Origin of the sequence: Streptomyces sp. WI03-4A, assembly GCF_033792105.1 — a bacterium.
GTDB lineage: Bacteria > Actinomycetota > Actinomycetes > Streptomycetales > Streptomycetaceae > Streptomyces > Streptomyces collinus_A.
The window spans coordinates 14,118-35,861 of record NZ_JARAUO010000005.1 but is presented as its reverse complement, the minus strand read 5'-3'; the positions used below and the strand labels follow the sequence as shown (position 1 = coordinate 35,861).

Sequence of the window (21,744 nt, the reverse complement as noted above, 5' to 3'; positions counted from 1 at the left end):
GACACTAGGATCGGCATCCTGATGACTGCCACCCTCGTCGCCAAGAACCTCGCCGCCGGGCACGGCGACCGCTCCCTCTTCTCCGGGCTCGACCTCGTCGTCGCGCCCGGCGACGTGATCGGGCTGGTCGGCGCCAACGGCGCGGGCAAGTCCACCCTGCTGCGCCTGCTCGCCGGACTGACCCGGCCCGAGCAGGGCGAACTGCGGCTGTCCCCGCCGACCGCGACCGTCGGCCACCTGCCGCAGGAGCCGGAGCGCCGGCCGGGCGAGACGATCCGGGAGTTCCTGGCCCGCCGCACCGGGGTCGCCGAGGCCCAGCGGGTGATGGACGAGGCCACCCAGGCGCTGGTCGACGGCGCCCCCGGCGCCGACGACGCCTACGCGACCGGCCTGGAGCGCTGGCTGGACCTCGGCGGCGCCGACCTGGAGGAGCGGTCCGGGGAGGTCGCCGACTCCCTCGGCCTGGCCGTCGACCTGGACCAGCCGATGACCTCGCTGTCCGGCGGCCAGGCGGCCCGCGCCGGCCTCGCCTCCCTTCTGCTCTCCCGCTACGACGTCTTCCTCCTGGACGAGCCCACCAACGACCTCGACCTGGACGGCCTGGAGCGCCTGGAGCGCTTCGTCACCGGACTGCGCGCGGGCACGGTGGTCGTCAGCCACGACCGCGAGTTCCTCACCCGCACGGTCACCAAGGTGCTCGAACTCGACCTCGCCCAGCGGCAGATCAACCTCTACGGCGGCGGCTACGCGGGCTACCTGGAGGAGCGCGAGGTCGCCCGCAGGCACGCCCGCGAGGATTTCGAGGAGTACGCCGACAAACGGGCCGCCCTCCAGGACCGTGCCCAGATGCAGCGGTCCTGGATGGACAAGGGCGTGAAGAACGCCCGGCGCAAAGCGGGCAACGACAACGACAAGATCGGCCGCAAGTTCCGCAGCGAGGCCAGCGAGAAGCAGGCCGCCAAGGCCCGGCAGACCCAGCGGATGATCGAGCGCCTCGACGTGGTCGAGGAGCCGCGCAAGGAGTGGGAACTGCGCATGGAGATCGCGGCCGCTCCCCGCTCGGGCGCGGTCGTGGCGACCCTCAGGGACGCCGAGGTCCGGCGCGAGGGCTTCACCCTGGGACCGGTGTCGCTGCAGCTCGACTGGGCCGACCGGGTCGCGGTCACCGGCGCCAACGGCGCGGGCAAGTCGACCCTGCTCGGCGCGCTGCTCGGCCGGGTCCCGCTCGACTCCGGGCACGCGGCGCTGGGTTCGGGCGTCCTGGTCGGCGAGGTCGACCAGGCCCGCGGGCTGTTCCACGGCCCGGAGGCGCTGCTCGACGCGTTCTGCGCCGCCGTCCCCGACACCGAGCCGGTCGAGGTCCGCACCCTGCTCGCCAAGTTCGGCCTGAAGCAGGACCACGTGCTGCGCCCGGCCGCGACCCTGTCACCGGGCGAGCGGACCCGCGCCGCCCTGGCACTGCTCCAGGGCCGGGGAGTGAACCTGCTGGTCCTCGACGAGCCCACCAACCACCTCGACCTGCCCGCCATCGAGCAGCTGGAGTCCGCCCTCGACGCCTACGAGGGCACCCTCCTGCTGGTCACCCACGACCGCCGCATGCTCGACGCGGTCCGCGTGACCCGCCGCTTCGACGTGACCGACGGCAAGGTGACGGAACGCTAGGCCCCGGCCGGTCCGCTGACCGCGGCCGGGCGGACGGCGCCCGCGCCGGCGCGGTCCCTGAGCGGGCCGGCGGGGACGTGCCCCGCCGGCCGCTCCGCTGCCGGTTCGCCTAGCGCCGGCCGTCCTTCGGGTTCAGCAGCCCCGCTCGGCGCAGCGCGTCCGCCATCGCGCTGTTGGCCGGTGCCGGGGCCTGGCGGCCGCCCCGGTCGCCGCCGCGTGCCTGCCGCTGGCCCTGGTCCTGGCCCTGCCGCCGGCCTTGCCCCTGGCCCTGCCGCTGGTTCTGGCCCTGGCGCTGCTGGGGCGGGCGGGCGGTGGTGCCGCGCTGCGGGCGGCCGCCGGTCTGGCCCTGGGGTGCGGCCTCGTCGTCCAGGCGCAGGGTCAGCGCGATCCGCTTGCGCGGGATGTCCACGTCGAGGACCTTCACCTTGACGATGTCGCCCGGCTTCGCCACGTCCCGCGGGTCCTTGACGAACGTCTTCGACATCGCCGAGACGTGCACCAGCCCGTCCTGGTGGACGCCGATGTCCACGAAGGCGCCGAAGGCCGCCACGTTCGTGACCACTCCCTCCAGGACCATCCCGGAGGACAGGTCGGAGATCTTCTCCACGCCCTCCTTGAAGGCGGCCGTCTTGAAGGCGGGGCGCGGGTCGCGGCCCGGCTTCTCCAGCTCCTTCAGGATGTCGGTGACGGTCGGCAGGCCGAAGGTGTCGTCCACGAAGTCGGCGGGCCTGAGCGAGCGCAGCGCCCCGGTGTTGCCGATCAGCGAGGCGACGTCCTGGCCCGCGGTCTTCACCATGCGGCGCACCACCGGATAGGCCTCCGGGTGCACGCTGGAGGCGTCCAGCGGGTCGTCGCCGCCGCGGATACGGAGGAAGCCCGCGCACTGCTCGTACGCCTTCGGGCCGAGCCGCGCCACCTTCTTCAGCGCCGAGCGGGACGTGAACGGGCCGTTGGCGTCCCGGTGGGCGACGATGTTCTCGGCGAGACCGGACGAGATGCCCGACACCCGGGAGAGCAGCGGCACGGACGCGGTGTTGACGTCCACGCCCACGCCGTTCACACAGTCCTCGACGACCGCGTCGAGCGAGCGGGACAGCTTCACCTCGGACAGGTCGTGCTGGTACTGGCCGACACCGATGGACTTCGGGTCGATCTTCACCAGTTCGGCCAGCGGGTCCTGGAGCCGGCGGGCGATGGAGACGGCGCCGCGCAGCGACACGTCCATGTCCGGCAGTTCCCGCGAGGCGTACTCCGAGGCCGAGTACACGGACGCGCCGGCCTCGGACACCATCACCTTGGTGAGCTTCAGCTCCGGGTGTTTGGCGATGAGTTCGGCGGCGAGCTTGTCCGTCTCGCGGGAGGCCGTGCCGTTGCCGATCGCGACCAGGTCGACCGCGTGCCGCTCGGCCAGCCGCGCCAGCTTGGCGAGCGCCTCGTCCCACCTGTTGGCCGGGACGTGGGGGTGGATGACGTCCGTGGCGACGACCTTGCCGGTCGCGTCGACCACGGCGACCTTCACGCCGGTACGGAAGCCGGGGTCGAGGCCGAGGGTCGCGCGGGTGCCGGCCGGAGCGGCCAGCAGCAGGTCGCGCAGGTTCGCGGCGAACACGTTCACCGCCTCGTCCTCGGCGGCCGTCCGCAGCCGCAGCCTGAGGTCGATGCCCAGGTGGACCAGGAGCCGGGTGCGCCAGGCCCAGCGGACCGTGTCCTTCAGCCACTTGTCGGCGGGGCGGCCCCGGTCGGCGATGCCGAACCTGGAGGCGACGATCCCCTCGTAGGAGGACGGGCCCTCGGTGGGCTCCTCCGGCTCCAGGACGAGGTCGAGGACCTCCTCCTTCTCACCGCGCAGCATCGCCAGGATCCGGTGCGAGGGCAGCTCGGTGAACGGCTCCGCGAAGTCGAAGTAGTCGGCGAACTTGGCGCCCGCCTCCTCCTTGCCCTCCCGCACCTTCGCCGCCAGCCGCCCGCGCACCCACATGCGCTCGCGCAGCTCGCCGATCAGGTCGGCGTCCTCCGAGAACCGCTCGGTGAGGATCGCCCGGGCGCCGTCCAGGGCGGCCTGCGGGTCGGCGACGCCCTTGCCGGCGTCCACGAACGCGGCGGCCGCGGCCGCCGGCTCGACGGACGGGTCGCCCAGCAGTCCGTCCGCCAGCGGCTCCAGGCCCGCCTCCCGGGCGATCTGCGCCTTGGTGCGCCGCTTGGGCTTGTACGGGAGGTAGATGTCCTCCAGGCGCGCCTTGGTCTCCGCGCCGCGGATCGCGGCCTCCAGCTCCTCGGTGAGCTTGCCCTGCTCGCGCACCGACTCAAGGACCGCGGTCCGCCGCTCCTCCAGCTCCCGCAGGTAGCGCAGCCGCTCCTCGATCGTGCGCAGCTGCGCGTCGTCGAGCATCTCGGTCGCTTCCTTGCGGTAGCGGGCGATGAAGGGCACGGTCGAACCGCCGTCGAGCAGTTCCACCGCGGCCTTCACCTGCCGCTCCCGTACGCCGAGTTCTCCGGCGATCCTGCCTTCGATGGATCCTGCTTCGACGGATCCGGGTGTCGTCACGATCGCGTACCGCCTTCTCCACTGAGGTTGCGCGGCAATTGTGGCAGGTGACACCGACGACCGGGGATCAGGGCGGCCACCGGCGGGGCGCCGGGCCCGCGGGGACGGGACCTGACGCATACCGCAGGCCGCGTACGGCAGGCCGCGTACGGCAGGCCGCGTACGGCATGCCGTACACCGCATCCCGCATCCCGCATGCCGTACACCGCATCCCGCATACCGCATACCGCATGGCAGAAAAGGTGGGGAACCCGTCATTGCGGCCATGCCGGAAGCGGCGAAGAATCGGGGACATGCCGCAGCGCACCCTCCTGTTCGTCCTCTTCGACGGCGTGCAGAGCCTCGACGTCACCGGCCCGCTGGAGGTGTTCGGCGGGGCCGAGCAGCACAGGCCGGGGACGTACCGGATCCACACCGCCTCTCCGGACGGCGGCCCGGTCCGCACCTCCAGCGGCCTGATGCTCGTACCGGACGGAGCGCTCGACGGGGCGCCCCGGCCGCACACCCTGCTGGTGCCCGGCGGCCGGGGCACCCGCGACCCCGACCCCCGGCTGACCGGCTGGCTGCGGACGCACGGCCCGGACGCGCCCCGTCTGGTCTCGGTGTGCACCGGCGCGATCCTGCTGGCCGCCGCCGGCCTGCTCGACGGCCGCCGGGCGACGACCCACTGGGCGTACTGCGACCGGCTCGCCCGCGACCACCCGGCCGTGACCGTGGACCCCGAGCCGATCTACGTCCGGGACGGGCACGTGGCCACCTCGGCGGGCGTCACCGCCGGTGTCGACCTCGCTCTCGCCCTGGTGGAGGAGGACCTGGACCGGGACGTCGCGCTCGCCGTCGCCCGGCACCTGGTGGTGTTCCTGCGCCGCCCCGGCAACCAGGCCCAGTTCAGCGCCCAGCTCGCCGCGCAGACCGCGCGGCGCGAACCCCTGCGCGAGATCCAGCGGTGGATCACCGAGCACCCGGCCGGCGACCTGTCGGTCGAGTCGCTCGCCGCCCGCGCCCGGCTCTCGCCCCGCCACTTCGCCCGGGCCTTCCGGGAGGAGACCGGCACGACCCCCGGCCGCTACGTCGACCGGGTCCGCCTGGAGCACGCCCGCCGGCTCCTGGAGGACACCGCGGACGGTGTCGGGGAGGTCTCCCGCGCCAGCGGCTACGGCACCCCCGAGGCCATGCGGCGCGCGTTCGTCAAGGCCCTGGGCACCGCGCCGGCCGAGTACCGGCGCCGGTTCCGTCCCGCCCCCACCCGCTGACCCGCCCCCACCCGCTGAAAGGACGTCCCATGCAGATCGCCGTCGTCGTCTACGACGGGTTCACCGCGCTCGACGCGGTCGGACCCTACGAGATGCTCGTCCGCGCCCCGGGCGCCGAGACCGTGTTCGTCGCCGAGCGCCCCGGCGCCGTCCGCACGGACACCGGTGCCCTCGGGATCGTCGCCGACCGGTCCCTGGCCGAGGTGACCCGCCCCGATGTCGTCGTCGTGCCGGGCGGCCCCGGCCAGAGCGCGCTGATGGAACACCGCCCGCTGCTCGACTGGCTGCGCGCCGCCGACGCCACGAGCACCTGGACGGCGTCGGTGTGCACGGGCTCGCTGCTGCTCGCCGCCGCCGGGCTGCTGGAGGGCCGCCGGGCCACCTCGCACTGGCTCGCCCTCGAGCAGCTCGAACGGTTCGGCGCCCGGCCGGCCGAGGAGCGCGTGGTCGTCGACGGCAAGTACGTCACCGCCGCGGGCGTCTCCGCCGGCATCGACATGGGCCTGACGCTGCTCGGCCGGATCGCGGGCGACGACGTGGCCCGGACCGTCCAGCTCGCCACCGAGTACGACCCGCAGCCGCCCTACGACGCCGGATCCCCGCGCAAGGCCCCCGCGCACCTCGTCGACGCGCTGCGGGCGCGCAGCCGCTTCGTCCTCACGCGGTCCAGCTGAACCGCGGCTGCCTGCGCTCCAGGAACGCGGCGACCCCCTCGGCGGTGTCGCCGCTGCCGCGCGCCTGCTCGCTCCAGTGGGCGTCCCGGTCGGTGCGGCCGTTCACGAACTCCTTCGCGGCCGCCTGGGTGAGCTGGGAGCGTGCCACGAGGACCCCGGTCAGCTCGGCGATCCGCCCGTCCAGCTCGTCCTCGGGCAGCACCTCGTCCACCAGTCCGGTGCGCAGCGCCCGTCCGGCGTCGATCAGCTCGGCGGTGAACAGCAGGTACTTGGCGGTGGCCGGTCCCACCAGGGAGACCAGCCGGCGGGTGGAGGACGCCGGGTAGACGATCCCGAGCCGCGCCGGGGTCACCCCGAACAGCGCGTCCTCGCGCGCGAGCCGCAGGTCGCAGGCGGCGGCGAGCTGCGCGCCACCGCCCACGCAGTGACCGCGCACGGCGGCGAGGGTCGGCTTGGGGAACGCGGCGAGGGCCTCCTCGGCGGCCACGGCCAGGGACTGCGCCTCGGCGGCGGAGCCGCGCAGCGAGGAGATGTCCGCCCCCGCGCAGAAGGTCCCGCCCTCGCCGGTCAGCACCAGTGCCCGCACCCGGGGATCGGCCGCCAGCTCCGCCAGCAGCGGCGGCAGGGACCGCCACATCGCCGCGGTCATGGCGTTGCGTTTGGCCGGATTCCGGATGACGACCGTGGCGACGGCGCCGGTGACCTGGTGCGACAGCTCGGGGTCCATGCGGCGGATGCTATCGGCCGGCGGGGCGGGCGGCCCGGACGGGGTCGGGGTGACCAGGGCCACACGCGTACAACCCGAAAAGTTCGCGAACCGGCGTCGAGAGGACAGGAACAGTCCCACAACTGACCGTGTCATACGCAGGCGGTCAGAACCGTTCGATACCCGCTGACTTGTGTTCAGTCATACGGAGGGGAGCCGATCGTTACCAACACTCGACGTGTGGTGACAATCGAGCGCGAGGGTGGCGACCGGACCATGGACAATCACGGGCGCGGGGAAGGCCCGCGCCCAGCGGGGGGCGCCGAACGGCCGCCGGATCCCTTGCCGTACGAGGGCGTGTGGCGGTTCACCGCGGCGGCGGTGGACGCCTCGGTCCCGCAGGCCCGGCACGCGGTACGGGACCTGCTGCTGCGTCAGGGCGTGCCCGTCTCCGACGACCTGGTGCACGGGCTGCTCCTGATCGTCTCGGAACTGGTCACGAACGCGGTCCGGCACGCGGCGCTGCTGTCGCCGATGCTGGCCGTGGAGGTGGCCGTCGGCGCCGAGTGGGTGCGGGTGTCGGTGGAGGACAACCACCCCTACCGCCCGACCGCCCTGGAGGCCGACCACGGGCAGACCGGCGGCCGGGGCCTGCTCCTGGTCCGCGAGGTGGCCAGGGAGGCGGGCGGGGTGGTCGACGTGGAGCACACGGCGAGCGGCGGCAAGGTGATCTGGGCCGCCCTGCCGCTCAAGCCCGCCGTGCTCCCGTAGCGTCCAGACACGCCGTGCCGCCGTAGCGCTCGAGCCCCACGGCCGCCGTAGCGCCTACCAGCCCGCGGACGGGCCCGTCAGCTCCCTGATCGCCGGACGGGCCGCGTCCAGCACCGTCATGAACCACGCCGAGAACGGGTCCTTGGCGTGCCGCTCCGCGAGCTCGGCCGCGGTCACGAACGCGGTCGCGCCGACCTCGTCCGCGTCCGGCACCAGCGGCGCCTGCACCAGGCCGACGAACAGGTGGTTGAACTCCTGCTCCACCAGGCCGGACTCCGGGTCCGGGTGGTTGTAGCGCACCGTGCCCGCCTCGGCCAGCAGCGACGGCGAGACGCCCAGCTCCTCGTAGGTCCGCCGGGCGGCGGCGGCGAACGGCGCCTCACCGGGGTAGGGGTGGCCGCAGCAGGTGTTGGACCACACACCGGGGGAGTGGTATTTGCCGAGCGCCCGCTGCTGGAGCAGCAGCCGGCCGTGCTCGTCGAAGAGGAACACGGAGAACGCCCGGTGCAGCTGTCCCGGCGGCTGGTGGGCGGAGAGCTTCTCCGCGGTGCCGATCGTCACGCCCTTCTCGTCGACCAGTTCCAGCAAAATCGCCTCTGCGGTGCCGTTCGACGAGCTGTGCGTCTCGGTGGCAGGTGTGATCGGCATACCCATCCTTCGCCTCGGTCTTCGCACCCCAAGTCTGCCGTACGAATCCGGCACTCCCGGCACTTCCCCGCACGTCCGCATGTCCCGCGCGGTGCGGCCGCCGAGTGGGATCCGGTAGGTCATCGTGCCCGGCGCCCGCCGCCCGGAACCGCCCGGGGATGCGTAGAACAGCAGTGCGCAGGGTCAGCGGCGGCCGGTGACGGAGGGGGCGGAGGGGCGGCGGGGATCAGTGGCAGAGCCGCGCCTCGTGCTCCGCGTGACCGCCGGGCTCCAGCTGGAAGGTGCAGTGCTCCATGTCGAAGTGGCCGCCCAGGCAGCCCTGCAGCTCGTGCAGCATCTTCTCGTGGCCGATGGCGTTCAGCACCTCGGAGCTGACCACCACGTGCGCGGAGACCACCGGCATGCCCGAGGTGATCGTCCAGGCGTGCAGGTCGTGCACGTCCTCCACGCCGTCCAGCGCCAGGATGTGCGCCCGCACCTCCGCCATGTCGACGTCCTTCGGCGCCGCCTCCAGCAGCACGTCCAGCGTCTCGCGCAGCAGCTTCAGGGTCCTCGGCACGATCATCAGCCCGATCGCGAGCGAGGCGATCGGGTCCGCCGCCTGCCAGCCCGTGGTGAGGATCACGGTCGCCGAGACCAGCACCGCCACCGAGCCGAGCGCGTCCGCGGCCACCTCCAGGAAGGCGCCGCGCACGTTCAGGCTCTCCTTCTGCCCGCGCATCAGCAGGACGAGCGAGACCGAGTTCCCGACGAGGCCCACCAGACCGAACACGATCATCAGTCCGCCCCGGGTGTCCGCGGGCGTGACGAACCGCTGCACCGCCTCGAACAGGACGTACCCGCCGACGCACAGCAGCAGCAGGCAGTTGGCCAGGGCGGCGAGGATCTCGGCGCGCGCGAAGCCGAAGGTCCGGTTGGTGGTCGGCGGGCGGTTCGCGAAGTGGATGGCCAGCAGCGCCATGCACAGCCCCACCGCGTCGGTCGCCATGTGGGCGGCGTCCGCGATCAGCGCCAGCGAGTCCGCGAGGAGACCGCCGACGATCTCCACCACCATGATCGTCAGCGTGATGCCCAGCGCCACGCGCAGCCGGCCGCGATAGGCGGCCGCGGCCGTACCGGTGGGCGGCGCGTGGGTGTGCGCGTGCCCGTGGTCGTGCCCTGCCCCCATGAGAAGACCGCCTTCCGTGTCACGCCCGGGGCTTCAGTGAACTACGGGCGGGGGGTACCGGGCAACGCGGCACTGAACACCGTTGTCATCTGCCTGACCTGCGGAAACGAACCGCTGGTCAGGGGCCCGGGGCGCTACAGGCCGTGGTGCAGCCGCCAGCCCTCCCAGGCCGACGCCACCATCTCCCGCACCCCGCGCCGGGCCCGCCAGCCCAGCGCCTCGGCGGCCCGCTCGGCCGACGCCACCGCGCGCGGCGCGTCCCCGGGACGGCGTGCCTCGACCAGGGGCGGCCGCCGGTCGCCGGTCACCTCGCCGATCACCGTGATCAGCTCGCGCACGGAGACGCCCTCGCCGCGCCCGATGTTCAGGGTGAGGTCCCCCGTGACGTCGCCGGCGTCGAGCCGCCGGGCCGCCGCGAGATGGGCCTCGGCCAGGTCGGCGACATGGATGTAGTCCCGGACACAGGTGCCGTCCGGGGTCGGGTAGTCGTCCCCGAAGATCCGCGGGGCCTCGCCCCGGGTGAGCCGGTCGAAGACCATCGGCACGATGTTGAACACCCCCGTGTCGGCCAGCTCCGGCGCGGCCGCGCCCGCCACGTTGAAGTAGCGCAGGCACACCGTGGAGATGCCGTGGGCCGCCCCCGCCGCCCGCACCAGCCACTCGCCGGCCAGCTTGGTCTCGCCGTAGGGGTTCACCGGCGCGCACGGGGTGTCCTCGGTGATCAGGACGGCGTCCGGGTTGCCGTACACGGCCGCCGACGAGGAGAACACCAGCCGGCGCACGCCCGCCCCGGCCACCGCGTCCAGGAGCGTGGCGAGACCGCCCACGTTCTCCCGGTAATAGCGGGTGGGCTCGGCCACGGACTCGGCGACCTGCTTGCGCGCCGCGAGATGGACCACACCGGTCACGCCGTGCTCCGCGACGACCCGCTCCAGCAGGTCACCGTCGAGCGTCGAGCCCCGGACCAGCGGGACGTCCGCCGGGAGCCGCGCGGGCACGGCGGCCGACAGGTCGTCCAGCGCCACGACGCTCTCCCCGGCGCCCGCCATGACCCGCGCCACGTGCGCCCCGATGTATCCGGCTCCGCCGGTGATCAGCCACGTCATGGTCGCCCACCCTATGCGGAGCCCTCCCGCTGTCCCGCATGCCCGGGGATGCCCGGGTCTGCGGGGGCGGTTCGCGCCCGCGGTTTGTCGGGCGGCCCGCGATCCCCGATGATGATCGCGGCAAAGGCCGGGACAGACCCCGGGGGCCGGGCCGTGAACGGCCGGTGAACACGGGCTTCCGGTCATCCGATACCCTTCGCCGACATGCCGCCCGGGTGCCGCAGGCAGGGCGCCCCACCACGCAGAAGATCCGGCGCCGCCGCGCCGGCACCCAGGGAGTGAGTTCGGTTGTCGACCGCCATCGTCACCGGTCAGCCGGTGCCCGGATCGTCGCTCGAGAACGATCTGCGGTCCCTCGGCTTCGACGTGCTGATGGCCGCCGACGCCGCCGAGGCCGGGTCGCGGCTCGCCGCCGTCCCGGCCGACCGGCGGGTGGCCCTGGTCGACGCCGGGTTCGTCGGTCACACGCACGCCCTGCGCCTCGGCCTGACCGACCCGCGCTTCCCGCTCGCCGCCGTCCCCGGCGCCGTCACCGCCCAGCCGGCCGCCCGGCAGGCGCTGACCCACGCCCTGGTCCGCGAGACCGCCGGCAGCGGCGCGGCCGGCGTCGACGGCGTCCCCGACCGGGTCGCCGGTGCCCTCGGCACCGACGGCGCCGAGATCCACCGGCCCGAGCTGGGCAGCCTGGTCGCCGTCGTCCCGGCCGACCCGCAGACCCGCAACGAGGCACGGCAGGCCGTCGCCGCCGTCGACGACGAGGCGGTACGCCTGAAGTCGGCCGTGAAGTCCCGCGACGGCTTCTTCACCACGTTCTGCATCAGCCCGTACTCGCGCTACCTCGCCCGCTGGTGCGCCCGCCGCGGCCTGACCCCCAACCAGGTCACCACGGCCTCGCTGCTCACCGCCCTGATAGCGGCCGGCTGCGCGGCCACGGGCACCCGCGCCGGCTTCGTCGCGGCCGGTGTGCTGCTCATCACCTCCTTCGTGCTCGACTGCACCGACGGCCAGCTCGCCCGCTACGCCCTGAAGTACTCCACGCTCGGCGCCTGGCTCGACGCCACCTTCGACCGGGCCAAGGAGTACGCCTACTACGCCGGCCTGGCCCTCGGCGCGGCCCGCGGCGGCGACGACGTGTGGGCCCTCGCCCTCGGCGCCATGGTCCTGCAGACCTGCCGGCACGTCGTGGACTTCTCCTTCAACGAGGCCAACCACGACGCCACCGCCAACACCAGCCCGACCGCCGCCCTCTCCGGCCGGCTCGACAGCGTCGGCTGGACGGTCTGGGTGCGCCGCATGATCGTGCTGCCCATCGGCGAGCGCTGGGCCATGATCGCCGTCCTGACGGCGGCCACCACGCCCCGCATCACCTTCTACGTGCTGCTCGCCGGCTGCGCCTTCGCGGCGACGTACACCACGGCGGGCCGCGTGCTGCGGTCCCTGACCCGCAAGGCCCGGCGCACCGACCGCGCGGCCCTCGCCCTCGCCGACCTGGCCGACACCGGCCCGCTCGCCGACGTGGCACGGCGCGTCCTCGGCGGCAGGGGCCTGCCCGGCCTCGCGATGCCCGCCGCGGCCCTGCTGGGCGGCGCCGCCGTCGTGGCCTGCTCGGCCCTGACCGGCTACGGCAGCGTGCTGCCGGTCGCCGGCGCCCTCGTCTACGTCCTCGCCTCGGCGCTCGCCGTCGCCCGCCCGCTCAAGGGCGCCCTCGACTGGCTCGTCCCGCCCTTCTTCCGGGCCGCCGAGTACGGCACGGTGCTCGCCCTCGCGGCGAAAGCCGGGGTGAACGGAGCCCTTCCCGCGGCTTTCGGGCTGGTGGCCGCCGTCGCCTACCATCACTACGACACGGTGTACCGCATCCGCGGGAACGCCGGAGCGCCCCCGGCCTGGCTGGTGCGCGCCATCGGGGGGCAGGAAGGACGGACGCTGCTCGTCACCGTCCTGGCAGCGCTGCTCACCGCCTCGCAGTTCAAGGTCGCGCTCACGGTCCTCGCCGTGGCCGTCGCCCTGGTGGTGCTCGCCGAGAGCATCCGCTTCTGGGTGTCCGCTGGGGCGCCCGCCGTACACGACGAAGGAGAAACCGCATGATCGGCCTCGTGCTGGCGGCCGGCGCCGGACGCCGTCTGCGCCCCTACACCGACACCCTGCCCAAGGCCCTGGTGCCGGTGGGCCCCGAGGGCGTGGAGGGCGAGCCGACCGTCCTGGACCTGACGCTCGGCAACTTCGCCGAGATCGGCCTGACCGAGGTCGCGGTCATCGTCGGCTACCGCAAGGAGGCCGTCTACGAGCGCAAGGCGGCCCTGGAGCAGAAGTACGGCCTGAAGCTCACCCTCATCGACAACGACAAGGCCGAGGAGTGGAACAACGCCTACTCCCTGTGGTGCGGCCGTGACGCCCTCAAGGACGGCGTGATCCTCGCCAACGGCGACACCGTGCACCCGGTCTCGGTCGAGAAGACCCTCCTCGCCGCCCGCGGCGAGGGCAAGCGGATCATCCTCGCGCTGGACACCGTGAAGTCCCTGGCCGACGAGGAGATGAAGGTCGTCGTGGACCCCGAGAAGGGCGTCCAGAAGATCACCAAGCTGATGGACCCGGCCGAGGCCACCGGCGAGTACATCGGGGTCACCCTGATCGAGGGCGACGCCGCCCCCGAGCTGGCCGACGCGCTGAAGACGGTCTTCGAGACCGACCCGCAGCAGTTCTACGAGCACGGCTACCAGGAGCTGGTGAACCGCGGCTTCAAGATCGACGTCGCGCCGATCGGCGATGTCCAGTGGGTCGAGATCGACAACCACGACGACCTCGCCCGGGGACGTGAGATCGCGTGCCAGTACTGACCCGGCTCATTCCCTCGCCGGTCGTCGTGGACATCCGCCCGGGTGCCCTCGACGACCTGGCGAGCGTCCTCGCCGACCAGCGCATCTCGCAGTCGGGCCGGCTCGCCGTCGCCGTCAGCGGCGGCTCCGGCGCCCGGCTGCGCGAGCGCCTGGCGCCCTCGCTGCCGGGTGCCACCTGGTACGAGGTCGGCGGCGGGACGCTCGACGACGCGATCCGGCTGGCCGGCGCCATGAAGGCCGACCACTACGACGCGGTGGTCGGCCTCGGCGGCGGGAAGATCATCGACTGCGCCAAGTTCGCCGCGGCGCGGGTCGGCCTGCCACTGGTCGCGGTCCCGACGAACCTCGCGCACGACGGCCTGTGCTCGCCGGTCGCCACGCTCGACAACGACGCGGGCCGCGGCTCCTACGGCGTGCCCAACCCGATCGCCGTCGTCATCGACCTGGACGTCATCCGGGAGGCGCCGGCGCGCTTCGTGCGGGCCGGCATCGGCGACGCGATCTCCAACATCAACGCCATCGCGGACTGGGAGCTGTCCCAGCGGACCACCGGCGAGAAGGTCGACGGCCTGGCCGCCGCCATGGCCCGGCAGGCCGGCGAGGCCGTGCTCAGGCACCCCGGCGGCATCGGGGACAACGACTTCCTCCAGGTGCTCGCCGAGGCCCTCGTCCTCACCGGCATCGCGATGTCGATCTCGGGCGACTCACGGCCCGCCTCGGGCTCCTGCCACGAGATCAACCACGCCTTCGACCTGCTCTTCCCCAAGCGGGCCGCCAGCCACGGCGAGCAGTGCGGCCTCGGCGCGGCCTTCGCGATGCACCTGCGCGGGGCGCACGAGGACGCGGCCTTCATGGCCGAGGTGCTGCGCCGGCACGGGCTTCCGGTGCTGCCGGAGGAGATCGGCTTCAGCGTGGACGAGTTCGTCCGCGCCGTGGAGTACGCCCCGAAGACCAGGCCCGGCCGGTACACGATCCTCGAACACCTCGACCTCAAGCCGAACCAGATCAAGGACACCTACGCCGACTATGTCAAGGCCATCGGTAGCTGAACTCCGGCCGGTCGTGCACCCCGCGGGGGTCAAGGACCGGCGCAGCGGTGAGCACTGGGGTGGACGCCTCTACATGCGTGAGGTGTCCCTGCGCGTCGACCGCTACCTGGTGAACACCGAGGTCACGCCCAACCAGCTCACGTACCTGATGACCGTGTGCGGTGTGCTCGCGGCTCCGGCCCTGCTGGTGCCCGGGATCGCGGGCGCCGTCCTCGGGGTGGTCGCCACCCAGCTGTACCTGCTGCTGGACTGCGTCGACGGCGAGATCGCGCGCTGGAAGAAGCAGTACTCGCTGAACGGGGTCTACCTGGACCGCGTGGGCGCCTACCTCACCGACGCGGCCGTGCTGGTCGGGCTCGGCCTGCGCGCCGCCGACCTGTGGGGCGGCGGCCGCATCGACTGGCTGTGGGCCTTCCTCGGCACCCTCGCCGCGCTCGGCGCGATCCTGATCAAGGCCGAGACCGACCTGGTCGGCGTGGCCCGTCACCAGACCGGCAAGCCGCCGGTCCAGGAGTCGGCCGCGGAGCCGCGGTCCTCGGGCATGGCGCTGGCCCGCCGGGCCGCCGCCGCCCTGAAGTTCCACCGGCTGATCCTCGGGATCGAGGCGTCGCTGCTGATCCTGCTCCTCGCGATCGCGGACCAGATCCACGGCGACCTGTTCTTCACCCGGCTCGGCACCGCCGTCCTCGCCGGCATCGCCATGCTGCAGACCCTGCTGCACCTGGTGTCCATCCTCGCCTCCAGCAGGCTGAGGTGAGCGGCATGCGGGTCGGCGCGGTCATCATCACCATGGGCAACCGGCCCGAGGAGCTGCGTGCCCTCCTCGACTCCGTCGCCAAGCAGGACGGCGACCCGGTCGAGGTGGTCGTGGTCGGCAACGGCTCCCCCGTCCCGGACGTCCCCGAGGGCGTGCGGACCGTCGAGCTGCCCGAGAACCTGGGCATCCCCGGCGGCCGCAACGTCGGCATAGCGGCCTTCGGCCCCAGCGGCCGCGACGTCGACATCCTGCTCTTCCTCGACGACGACGGCCTGCTCGCCCGCCACGACACCGCCGAGCTGTGCCGGCAGGCGTTCGAGGCCGACCCCGAGCTCGGCATCATCAGCTTCCGCATCGCCGACCCCGAGACCGGCGAGACCCAGCGCCGCCACGTGCCCCGGCTGCGCGCCTCCGACCCGATGCGCTCCTCCCGGGTCACCACCTTCCTCGGCGGCGCCAACGCCGTCCGCACCCGCGTCTTCGCCGACGCCGGCGTCCTGCCGGACGAGTTCTTCTACGCCCACGAGGAGACCGACCTCGCGTGGCGGGCCCTCGACGCCGGCTGGATGATCGACTACCGGTCCGACATGGTGCTGTACCACCCGACGACCGCGCCCTCGCGGCACGCGGTGTACCACCGCATGGTCGCCCGCAACCGGGTCTGGCTGGCCCGCCGCAACCTCCCCGCCCCGCTGGTCCCCGTCTACCTCGGGGTCTGGCTGCTGCTCACCCTGCTGCGGCGCCCCTCGGGACCGGCCCTGAAGGCCTGGCTCGGCGGCTTCCAGGAGGGCTGGACCAGCCCGTGCGGTCCCCGCCGTCCCATGCGGTGGCGTACGGTGTGGCGGCTGACCCGACTGGGCCGGCCCCCGGTCATCTGACAAGCTCGACGTGCGGGGCGGCGCACCACCGCGCCCCGGGGGACGGATCCGCCGCACGCGGACGGGGCACCCGCACCCGCGAACCCGCACACTCGAACACGACCCACACGAGCCATTCGAACTCGACGCACTAGAAGACGAAAGCTTCCACCTGTGAGTGAGACAACGCACGACGGCGGTGTCGCGGTGACCGCGGCCCCGTCGCCCGACGAGGGACTGACGGCGGCGCAGCTCGCCGACAAGTACGGGCTCGCCGTGAGCGGTGCCCGGCCCACCCTCGTCGAGTACGTCCGTCAGCTGTGGGGGCGGCGCCACTTCATCCTCGCCTTCTCCCAGGCGAAGCTGACCGCGCAGTACAGCCAGGCCAAGCTCGGCCAGCTGTGGCAGGTGGCGACGCCGCTGCTGAACGCGGCGGTGTACTACTTCATCTTCGGCGTCATCCTGCACGCCAGCCGCGGCATGTCCAAGGACGTGTACATCCCGTTCCTGGTCACCGGCGTGTTCGTCTTCACGTTCACCCAGAGCTCGGTCATGTCGGGCGTCCGCGCGATCGCCGGCAACCTGGGCCTGGTGCGCGCCCTGCACTTCCCGCGCGCCTCGCTGCCCGTCTCCTTCTCGCTGCAGCAGCTCCAGCAGCTGCTCTTCTCGATGATCGTGATGTTCATCGTGGCGATCGGCTTCGGCAGCTACCCGGGCCTGTCCTGGCTGCTGATCGTGCCGGTGCTGTGCCTGCAGTTCCTGTTCAACACCGGGCTGGCGCTGATCGTGGCCCGCATGGGCGCCAAGACGCCCGACCTCGCCCAGCTCATGCCGTTCGTGCTGCGCACCTGGATGTACGCCTCGGGCGTCATGTTCTCCATCAGCAAGATGATGGAGGGCCGTCCGGAGTGGGTGGTCCGCCTGCTCCAGGTCAACCCCGCGGCGGTGTACATGGACCTGATGCGGTTCGCGCTGATCGACGGGTACGGCGCCGGCAACCTGCCGCCGCACGTGTGGGGCATCGCCCTGTTCTGGGCCGTGGTCGTCTTCGCCGGCGGCTTCGTGTACTTCTGGAAGGCGGAGGAGAGGTACGGCCGTGGCTGAGCAGAACACCGGGGACCCGCGCCCCACCGTCATCGCGGACGAGCTGCACATCGTCTACCGCGTCAACGGCGCGAAGACCGGCAAGGGCAGCGCCACGGCGGCGCTCAGCCGCATCCTGAAGCGCGGCGAGGAGCGGGGCGTGCGCAAGGTGCACGCCGTGCGCGGGGTGTCCTTCGTCGCCTACCGCGGCGAGGCCATCGGCCTGATCGGCTCCAACGGCTCGGGCAAGTCCACCCTGCTGCGGGCCATCGCCGGGCTGCTGCCCGCCGAGAAGGGCAAGGTGTACACCGACGGCCAGCCCTCGCTGCTCGGTGTCAACGCGGCCCTGATGAACGACCTGACCGGCGAGCGCAACGTCATCCTCGGCGGTCTCGCCATGGGCATGTCCCGGGAGCAGGTCAAGGAGCGGTATCAGGACATCGTCGACTTCTCCGGGATCAACGAGAAGGGCGACTTCATCACCCTGCCGATGCGGACGTACTCCTCCGGCATGGCGGCCCGGCTGCGGTTCTCCATCGCGGCCGCCAAGGACCACGACGTCCTCATGATCGACGAGGCGCTGGCCACCGGTGACCGCAAGTTCCAGAAGCGCTCCGAGGAACGCATCCGGGAACTGCGCAAGGAGGCCGGCACGGTGTTTCTGGTCAGCCACAACAACAAGTCCATCCGGGACACCTGCAACCGGGTCCTGTGGCTGGAGCGCGGTGAGCTGCGCATGGACGGCCCGACGGACGAGGTCCTGAAGGAATACGAGAAGTTCACGGGCAAGTAGCCCGATTTCGGCCAGGGCCCCGCCGGCAACCGTCCGGCGGGGCCCTGCGTCTGCAAAGGAAGCGTCAACTCCTTTGCGGCTTAGGAATCTTGACGCCAATCGGTGTGTTGTTGTGATGTGCAGGACACCCCGACGGACCAGGCCGCGTTGTACAACGTAAGCTGTACCGGTGCCGGAAAGCGGCAACTGGGGCGATAATGCGCGGCATCCTGCGCCGGGCCGTCCCGCGGACGGCCGGATGGCGTGTCCGAAATAGTGTGTATTGGGTCGGCAGTGTAGAACGGGAGATGTGACGGCAATGGCTACGGAAACTCCCCAGCTCAGCGGAGCGTGTGCCGTCCCCGCCCCGGGCAGCGCGCGGTGACGGGAAGCGACACGGCGCACGGTCTGGAGCGCGCCACCCTGGACAAGGCCGCGAGTGAGAACTTCCCCGTGGCCCCCTTCTTTCTGCCCCGGGCCTGGCGCGACGACCTCATGGCCGTCTACGGCTTCGCCCGCCTCGTGGACGACATCGGCGACGGCGACCTCGCCCCCGGCGGCGCCGACGCGCGCGTGCTCGGCGTTTCGGCCACGGACGCCGAGGACCGCCTGGTCCTGCTCGACGCCTTCGAGGAGGACCTGCGGCGGGTCTTCGACGGCACCCCGCGCCACCCGCTGCTGCGCCGCCTGCAGCCCACGGTCCGCCACCGCGGGCTCACCCCCGAGCCCTTCCTCGGCCTGATCGCCGCCAACCGCCAGGACCAGCTCGTCGCCCGGTACGAGACCTACGACGACCTCCTCGCCTACTGCGAGCTGTCGGCCAACCCGGTCGGCCGCCTCGTCCTCGCCGTCACCGGCACCTCGACCCCCGAACGGGTCCGGCTCTCCGACGCGATCTGCACGGCGCTGCAGATCGTGGAGCACCTCCAGGACGTCGCCGAGGACCTCGGCCGCGACCGGATCTACCTGCCCGCGGCGGACATGAAGCGCTTTCACGTGCGGGAAACGGATCTCTCCCGGAAAACCGCGGGCGCATCGGTGCGCGCCCTGGTTGCATACGAGGCGCAACGCGCCCGCGATCTGCTGAATGAAGGCGCCCCCCTGGTGGGTAGCGTCCACGGCAGGTTGAAGCTGCTGCTCGCGGGGTTCGTGGCGGGGGGAAGGGCGGCGATCAGGGCGATCGCCGCCGCTGAATACGACGTACTTCCCGGCCCGCCCAAGCCCGGCAAGGTCCAGTTGCTGCGTGAGGTGGGCGTGACCCTGCGAGGAGAGAGGTGATCCGGACCGTGGACTCCGAGCACGTCTCGGCACCGGTACTCGCCGCCTACAGCTACTGCGAGGCCGTCACCGGGCAGCAGGCCCGCAACTTCGCCTACGGCATCCGGTTGCTTCCGACGCCCAAGCGCCGCGCCATGTCGGCGCTGTACGCGCTTTCCCGGCGCGTCGACGACATCGGCGACGGCGAGCTGCCGGGCGAGGCCAAGGTGGCCCGACTCGAGGACACCAGGGCGCTGCTCGCCCGGGTCCGCGAGGGCGCCGTCGAGGAGGACGACACCGACCCGGTGGCCGTCGCCCTCGCCCATGCCTCGCGCGCCTTCCCGATCCCGCTCGGCGGCCTGGACGAGCTGATCGACGGCGTCCAGATGGACGTGCGCGGGGAGACCTACGAGACCTGGGACGACCTCAAGGTCTACTGCCGCTGCGTGGCCGGCGCCATCGGGCGGCTCTCGCTCGGCGTGTTCGGCACCGAACCGGGGGCGCGCGGCGCCGAGCGCGCACCGGAGTACGCCGACACGCTCGGACTCGCGCTGCAGCTCACCAACATCCTCCGGGACGTCCGCGAGGACGCCCTGGGCGGCCGCACCTACCTGCCCGCCGACGACCTGGCCAAGTTCGGCTGCTCGGCCGGGTTCGGCGGGCCGACGCCTCCCGAGGGCTCCGACTTCGCGGGCCTGGTGCACTTCGAGGTGCGGCGGGCCCGCGCCCTCTTCGCCGAGGGCTACCGGCTGCTGCCCATGCTCGACCGGCGCAGCGGCGCCTGCGTGGCCGCCATGGCCGGCATCTACCGCCGGCTCCTCGACCGCATCGAGCGCGACCCGGAGGCCGTGCTGCGCGGCCGGGTCTCGCTGCCCGGCCGGGAGAAGGCCTACGTCGCCGTACGCGGACTGTCCGGACTCGACACCCGGCACGTGTCCCGGCGCACCGTCAGGAGGCGCGCCTGATGGTTTCTGCGGGGCTGGTGCCCGCCGGGGCGCCGGCCGGATCCGGCGAGCGGACGCGGCGGGCAACCCTCCGCTGCGGCGTGGCGTCCCTGAGTGCGACGGCCGACCGTGCACCGTTCATCCAGCACGCCCGGCACGCAGGGAAGGACGCACGATGAGCGAGGGCTCACGCCAGACGGAGGCGCAGGCCGACACCCCGGCTCCCGCGGGGCGCCGTGCCGTCGTCGTCGGCGGCGGTCTCGCCGGGATCACCGCGGCGCTCGCGCTCGCCGACGCGGGTCTGCGGGTCACCCTGCTCGAAGGCCGGCCCCGGCTGGGCGGCCTCGCCTTCTCCTTCCGCCGCGGCGAGCTGACCGTCGACAACGGCCAGCACGTCTACCTGCGCTGCTGCACCGCCTACCGCTGGTTCCTCGACCGGATCGAGGGCGCGGCGCTGGCACCGCTGCAGAACCGCCTGGACGTGCCCGTCGTCGACGTCGCCAAGCCCGAGGGGCGGCGGCTCGGCCGGCTGCGGCGCGACCCGCTGCCGGTCCCGCTCCACCTGGGGCGCAGTCTGGCCGCCTATCCGCACCTCTCGCTCGCCGAGCGTGCCGCGGTCGGGCGGGCCGCGCTCGCGCTCAACGCGCTCGACCCCACCGATCCGGCCCTGGACGACCAGGACTTCGGCGGCTGGCTGACCGCGCACGGCCAGTCGGCGCGCGCCGTCGAGGCCCTGTGGGACCTGGTCGGGGTCGCCACCCTCAACGCGGTCGCGGGCGACGCCTCGCTGGGGCTCGCCGCGATGGTGTTCAAGACCGGTCTGCTGTCCGACCCGGGCGCGGCCGACATCGGCTGGGCCCACGTCCCGCTGGGCGAACTGCACGACCGCCTGGCCCGCAAGGCGCTCGACTCCGCTGGTGTCCGTACCGAGGTCCGTTCACGCGTCACCTCCGTCTCCTCTAACGGGAACGGGACCTGGAGCGTTCAGGTTCCCGGCGAAACGCTGCACGCCGACGCCGTCGTGCTCGCCGTTCCCCAGCGCGAGACGTACGACCTGCTGCCGCACGGCGCGCTGGACGCCCCCGGGCGGTTGCTGGACATCGGCACCGCGCCGATCCTCAACCTGCACGTCGTCTACGACCGCAAGGTGCTCGCCCGGCCCTTCTTCGCCGCCCTCGGCACCCCCGTGCAGTGGGTCTTCGACCGGACCGGCGCCTCCGGGCTCGGCGCGGGGCAGTACCTGGCGCTGTCCCAGTCCGCCGCGCAGGACGACATCGACGCACCCGTCGCCGACCTCCGCGCGCGCTACCTGCCCGAGCTGGAACGGCTGATCCCGGGCACCCGCGGCGCGGTGGTGCAGGACTTCTTCGTGACCCGGGAGCGCACGGCCACGTTCGCCCCCACCCCCGGCGTCGGGCGGCTGCGGCCCGGCGCCCGTACCAAGTCCCCCGGCCTGTACCTGGCCGGAGCGTGGACCGCCACCGGGTGGCCCGCGACCATGGAAAGTGCGGTCCGCAGTGGAGTGAGCGCGGCCGACGCCGCGCTGAGCGCCCTGGGCCGGCCCCGCCCGAGCCGTCTCTTCGCGTTCGAGGAGGCGGCCTGATGGCCCATCAGAGCACGGCGGGCCCCCGCACCCCCGGTACCGCAACAAGAGGAGA

At 73.0% G+C, this 21,744-nt stretch carries 20 protein-coding genes; 15 read left to right on the top strand and 5 right to left on the bottom strand.

Annotated elements, in window-relative coordinates; genetic code table 11:
* The first annotated feature begins 21 nt into the window (after positions 1–21).
* The gene (locus tag PV343_RS07900; protein WP_319146067.1) at positions 22–1,662 is read left to right on the top strand and encodes an ABC-F family ATP-binding cassette domain-containing protein; all 1,641 of its coding nucleotides are present in this window, start codon (positions 22–24) and stop codon (positions 1,660–1,662) included.
* A gap of 109 nt (positions 1,663–1,771) precedes the next feature.
* Here the strand turns inward: PV343_RS07900 and PV343_RS07895 are convergent, their stop codons facing one another.
* On the bottom strand, positions 1,772–4,207 hold the full coding sequence (locus PV343_RS07895; RefSeq protein WP_319146066.1) for a Tex family protein: 2,436 nt from the start codon (positions 4,205–4,207) through the stop codon (positions 1,772–1,774).
* A gap of 293 nt (positions 4,208–4,500) precedes the next feature.
* Between PV343_RS07895 and PV343_RS07890 the strand changes: the two genes are divergently transcribed.
* Both PV343_RS07890 and PV343_RS07885 read left to right on the top strand, forming a co-directional pair.
* Entirely contained in the window at positions 4,501–5,460 is a 960-nt protein-coding gene (locus PV343_RS07890; RefSeq protein ID WP_319146065.1) for a GlxA family transcriptional regulator, read from the top strand.
* Positions 5,461–5,489: 29 nt separating this feature from the next.
* Positions 5,490–6,134, top strand: a complete 645-nt coding sequence (locus PV343_RS07885; RefSeq protein ID WP_319146064.1) for a DJ-1/PfpI family protein — start codon at positions 5,490–5,492, stop codon at positions 6,132–6,134.
* On the opposite strand, the gene PV343_RS07880 is transcribed toward PV343_RS07885, so the two are convergent.
* The gene (locus tag PV343_RS07880) at positions 6,118–6,861 is read right to left on the bottom strand and encodes an enoyl-CoA hydratase/isomerase family protein (RefSeq protein ID WP_319146063.1); all 744 of its coding nucleotides are present in this window, start codon (positions 6,859–6,861) and stop codon (positions 6,118–6,120) included. The two genes, PV343_RS07885 and PV343_RS07880, sit on opposite strands and share 17 nt — an antisense overlap.
* A gap of 255 nt (positions 6,862–7,116) precedes the next feature.
* On the opposite strand from PV343_RS07880, the gene PV343_RS07875 reads away from it, so the two are divergent.
* Complete coding sequence (locus PV343_RS07875; protein ID WP_319146280.1) at positions 7,117–7,611, top strand: ATP-binding protein; 495 nt, start codon at positions 7,117–7,119, stop codon at positions 7,609–7,611.
* A gap of 54 nt (positions 7,612–7,665) precedes the next feature.
* Here the strand turns inward: PV343_RS07875 and idi are convergent, their stop codons facing one another.
* The 3 genes from idi to galE all read right to left on the bottom strand — a co-directional run bounded on the left by idi (position 7,666) and on the right by galE (position 10,533).
* Positions 7,666–8,259, bottom strand: a complete 594-nt coding sequence (gene idi, locus PV343_RS07870) for an isopentenyl-diphosphate Delta-isomerase (RefSeq protein WP_317446476.1) — start codon at positions 8,257–8,259, stop codon at positions 7,666–7,668.
* A 226-nt stretch (positions 8,260–8,485) separates the two neighbouring features.
* Positions 8,486–9,427 (bottom strand): cation diffusion facilitator family transporter, encoded by a 942-nt coding sequence (locus tag PV343_RS07865; protein WP_319146062.1) that lies wholly within the window; start codon positions 9,425–9,427, stop codon positions 8,486–8,488.
* A gap of 134 nt (positions 9,428–9,561) precedes the next feature.
* Entirely contained in the window at positions 9,562–10,533 is a 972-nt protein-coding gene (gene galE, locus PV343_RS07860; protein ID WP_319146061.1) for a UDP-glucose 4-epimerase GalE, read from the bottom strand.
* A 288-nt stretch (positions 10,534–10,821) separates the two neighbouring features.
* Between galE and PV343_RS07855 the strand changes: the two genes are divergently transcribed.
* The 11 genes from PV343_RS07855 (at position 10,822) to hpnE (ending at position 21,689) form a co-directional block, all read left to right on the top strand.
* Complete coding sequence (locus tag PV343_RS07855; RefSeq protein ID WP_319146060.1) at positions 10,822–12,618, top strand: DUF5941 domain-containing protein; 1,797 nt, start codon at positions 10,822–10,824, stop codon at positions 12,616–12,618.
* A complete protein-coding gene (locus PV343_RS07850; RefSeq protein ID WP_319146059.1) occupies positions 12,615–13,367 on the top strand; it encodes a phosphocholine cytidylyltransferase family protein in 753 nt (250 codons plus the stop codon). The genes PV343_RS07855 and PV343_RS07850 overlap by 4 nt, the downstream gene beginning before the upstream one ends.
* Positions 13,355–14,416 (top strand): iron-containing alcohol dehydrogenase family protein, encoded by a 1,062-nt coding sequence (locus PV343_RS07845; protein WP_319146058.1) that lies wholly within the window; start codon positions 13,355–13,357, stop codon positions 14,414–14,416. Before PV343_RS07850 ends, PV343_RS07845 begins: the two co-directional genes overlap by 13 nt.
* Entirely contained in the window at positions 14,394–15,173 is a 780-nt protein-coding gene (locus PV343_RS07840; protein WP_319146057.1) for a CDP-alcohol phosphatidyltransferase family protein, read from the top strand. Before PV343_RS07845 ends, PV343_RS07840 begins: the two co-directional genes overlap by 23 nt.
* Positions 15,174–15,178: 5 nt before the next feature.
* Entirely contained in the window at positions 15,179–16,051 is an 873-nt protein-coding gene (locus PV343_RS07835; RefSeq protein ID WP_319146056.1) for a glycosyltransferase family 2 protein, read from the top strand.
* Between the two features lie 153 nt (positions 16,052–16,204).
* The gene (locus tag PV343_RS07830; RefSeq protein WP_319146055.1) at positions 16,205–17,134 is read left to right on the top strand and encodes an ABC transporter permease; all 930 of its coding nucleotides are present in this window, start codon (positions 16,205–16,207) and stop codon (positions 17,132–17,134) included.
* Entirely contained in the window at positions 17,127–17,906 is a 780-nt protein-coding gene (locus PV343_RS07825; RefSeq protein ID WP_319146054.1) for an ABC transporter ATP-binding protein, read from the top strand. The genes PV343_RS07830 and PV343_RS07825 overlap by 8 nt, the downstream gene beginning before the upstream one ends.
* A gap of 360 nt (positions 17,907–18,266) precedes the next feature.
* Positions 18,267–19,163 (top strand): squalene synthase HpnC, encoded by an 897-nt coding sequence (gene hpnC, locus PV343_RS07820; protein ID WP_319146053.1) that lies wholly within the window; start codon positions 18,267–18,269, stop codon positions 19,161–19,163.
* Positions 19,160–20,107, top strand: a complete 948-nt coding sequence (gene hpnD / locus PV343_RS07815; RefSeq protein ID WP_319146052.1) for a presqualene diphosphate synthase HpnD — start codon at positions 19,160–19,162, stop codon at positions 20,105–20,107. Before hpnC ends, hpnD begins: the two co-directional genes overlap by 4 nt.
* A complete protein-coding gene (locus PV343_RS40360; RefSeq protein ID WP_365014754.1) occupies positions 20,107–20,265 on the top strand; it encodes a DUF6380 family protein in 159 nt (52 codons plus the stop codon). The genes hpnD and PV343_RS40360 overlap by 1 nt, the downstream gene beginning before the upstream one ends.
* Complete coding sequence (gene hpnE / locus PV343_RS07810; protein WP_319146051.1) at positions 20,262–21,689, top strand: hydroxysqualene dehydroxylase HpnE; 1,428 nt, start codon at positions 20,262–20,264, stop codon at positions 21,687–21,689. Before PV343_RS40360 ends, hpnE begins: the two co-directional genes overlap by 4 nt.
* The last annotated feature ends 55 nt before the right edge of the window (positions 21,690–21,744 follow it).

Bases quoted from the DNA above. Each gene is read 5' to 3' on its own strand.
- PV343_RS07900 (WP_319146067.1), top strand. From the start codon at position 22: ATGACTGCCACCCTCGTCGCCAAGAACCTCGCCGCCGGGCACGGCGAC.
- PV343_RS07880 (WP_319146063.1), bottom strand. From the start codon at position 6,861: ATGGACCCCGAGCTGTCGCACCAGGTCACCGGCGCCGTCGCCACGGTC.
- PV343_RS07890 (WP_319146065.1), top strand. From the start codon at position 4,501: ATGCCGCAGCGCACCCTCCTGTTCGTCCTCTTCGACGGCGTGCAGAGC.
- idi (WP_317446476.1), bottom strand. From the start codon at position 8,259: ATGCCGATCACACCTGCCACCGAGACGCACAGCTCGTCGAACGGCACC.
- PV343_RS07840 (WP_319146057.1), top strand. From the start codon at position 14,394: ATGTCAAGGCCATCGGTAGCTGAACTCCGGCCGGTCGTGCACCCCGCG.
- PV343_RS07885 (WP_319146064.1), top strand. From the start codon at position 5,490: ATGCAGATCGCCGTCGTCGTCTACGACGGGTTCACCGCGCTCGACGCG.
- hpnE (WP_319146051.1), top strand. From the start codon at position 20,262: ATGAGCGAGGGCTCACGCCAGACGGAGGCGCAGGCCGACACCCCGGCT.
- PV343_RS07850 (WP_319146059.1), top strand. From the start codon at position 12,615: ATGATCGGCCTCGTGCTGGCGGCCGGCGCCGGACGCCGTCTGCGCCCC.
- PV343_RS07835 (WP_319146056.1), top strand. From the start codon at position 15,179: ATGCGGGTCGGCGCGGTCATCATCACCATGGGCAACCGGCCCGAGGAG.
- PV343_RS07865 (WP_319146062.1), bottom strand. From the start codon at position 9,427: ATGGGGGCAGGGCACGACCACGGGCACGCGCACACCCACGCGCCGCCC.
- PV343_RS40360 (WP_365014754.1), top strand. From the start codon at position 20,107: ATGGTTTCTGCGGGGCTGGTGCCCGCCGGGGCGCCGGCCGGATCCGGC.
- galE (WP_319146061.1), bottom strand. From the start codon at position 10,533: ATGACGTGGCTGATCACCGGCGGAGCCGGATACATCGGGGCGCACGTG.
- PV343_RS07875 (WP_319146280.1), top strand. From the start codon at position 7,117: ATGGACAATCACGGGCGCGGGGAAGGCCCGCGCCCAGCGGGGGGCGCC.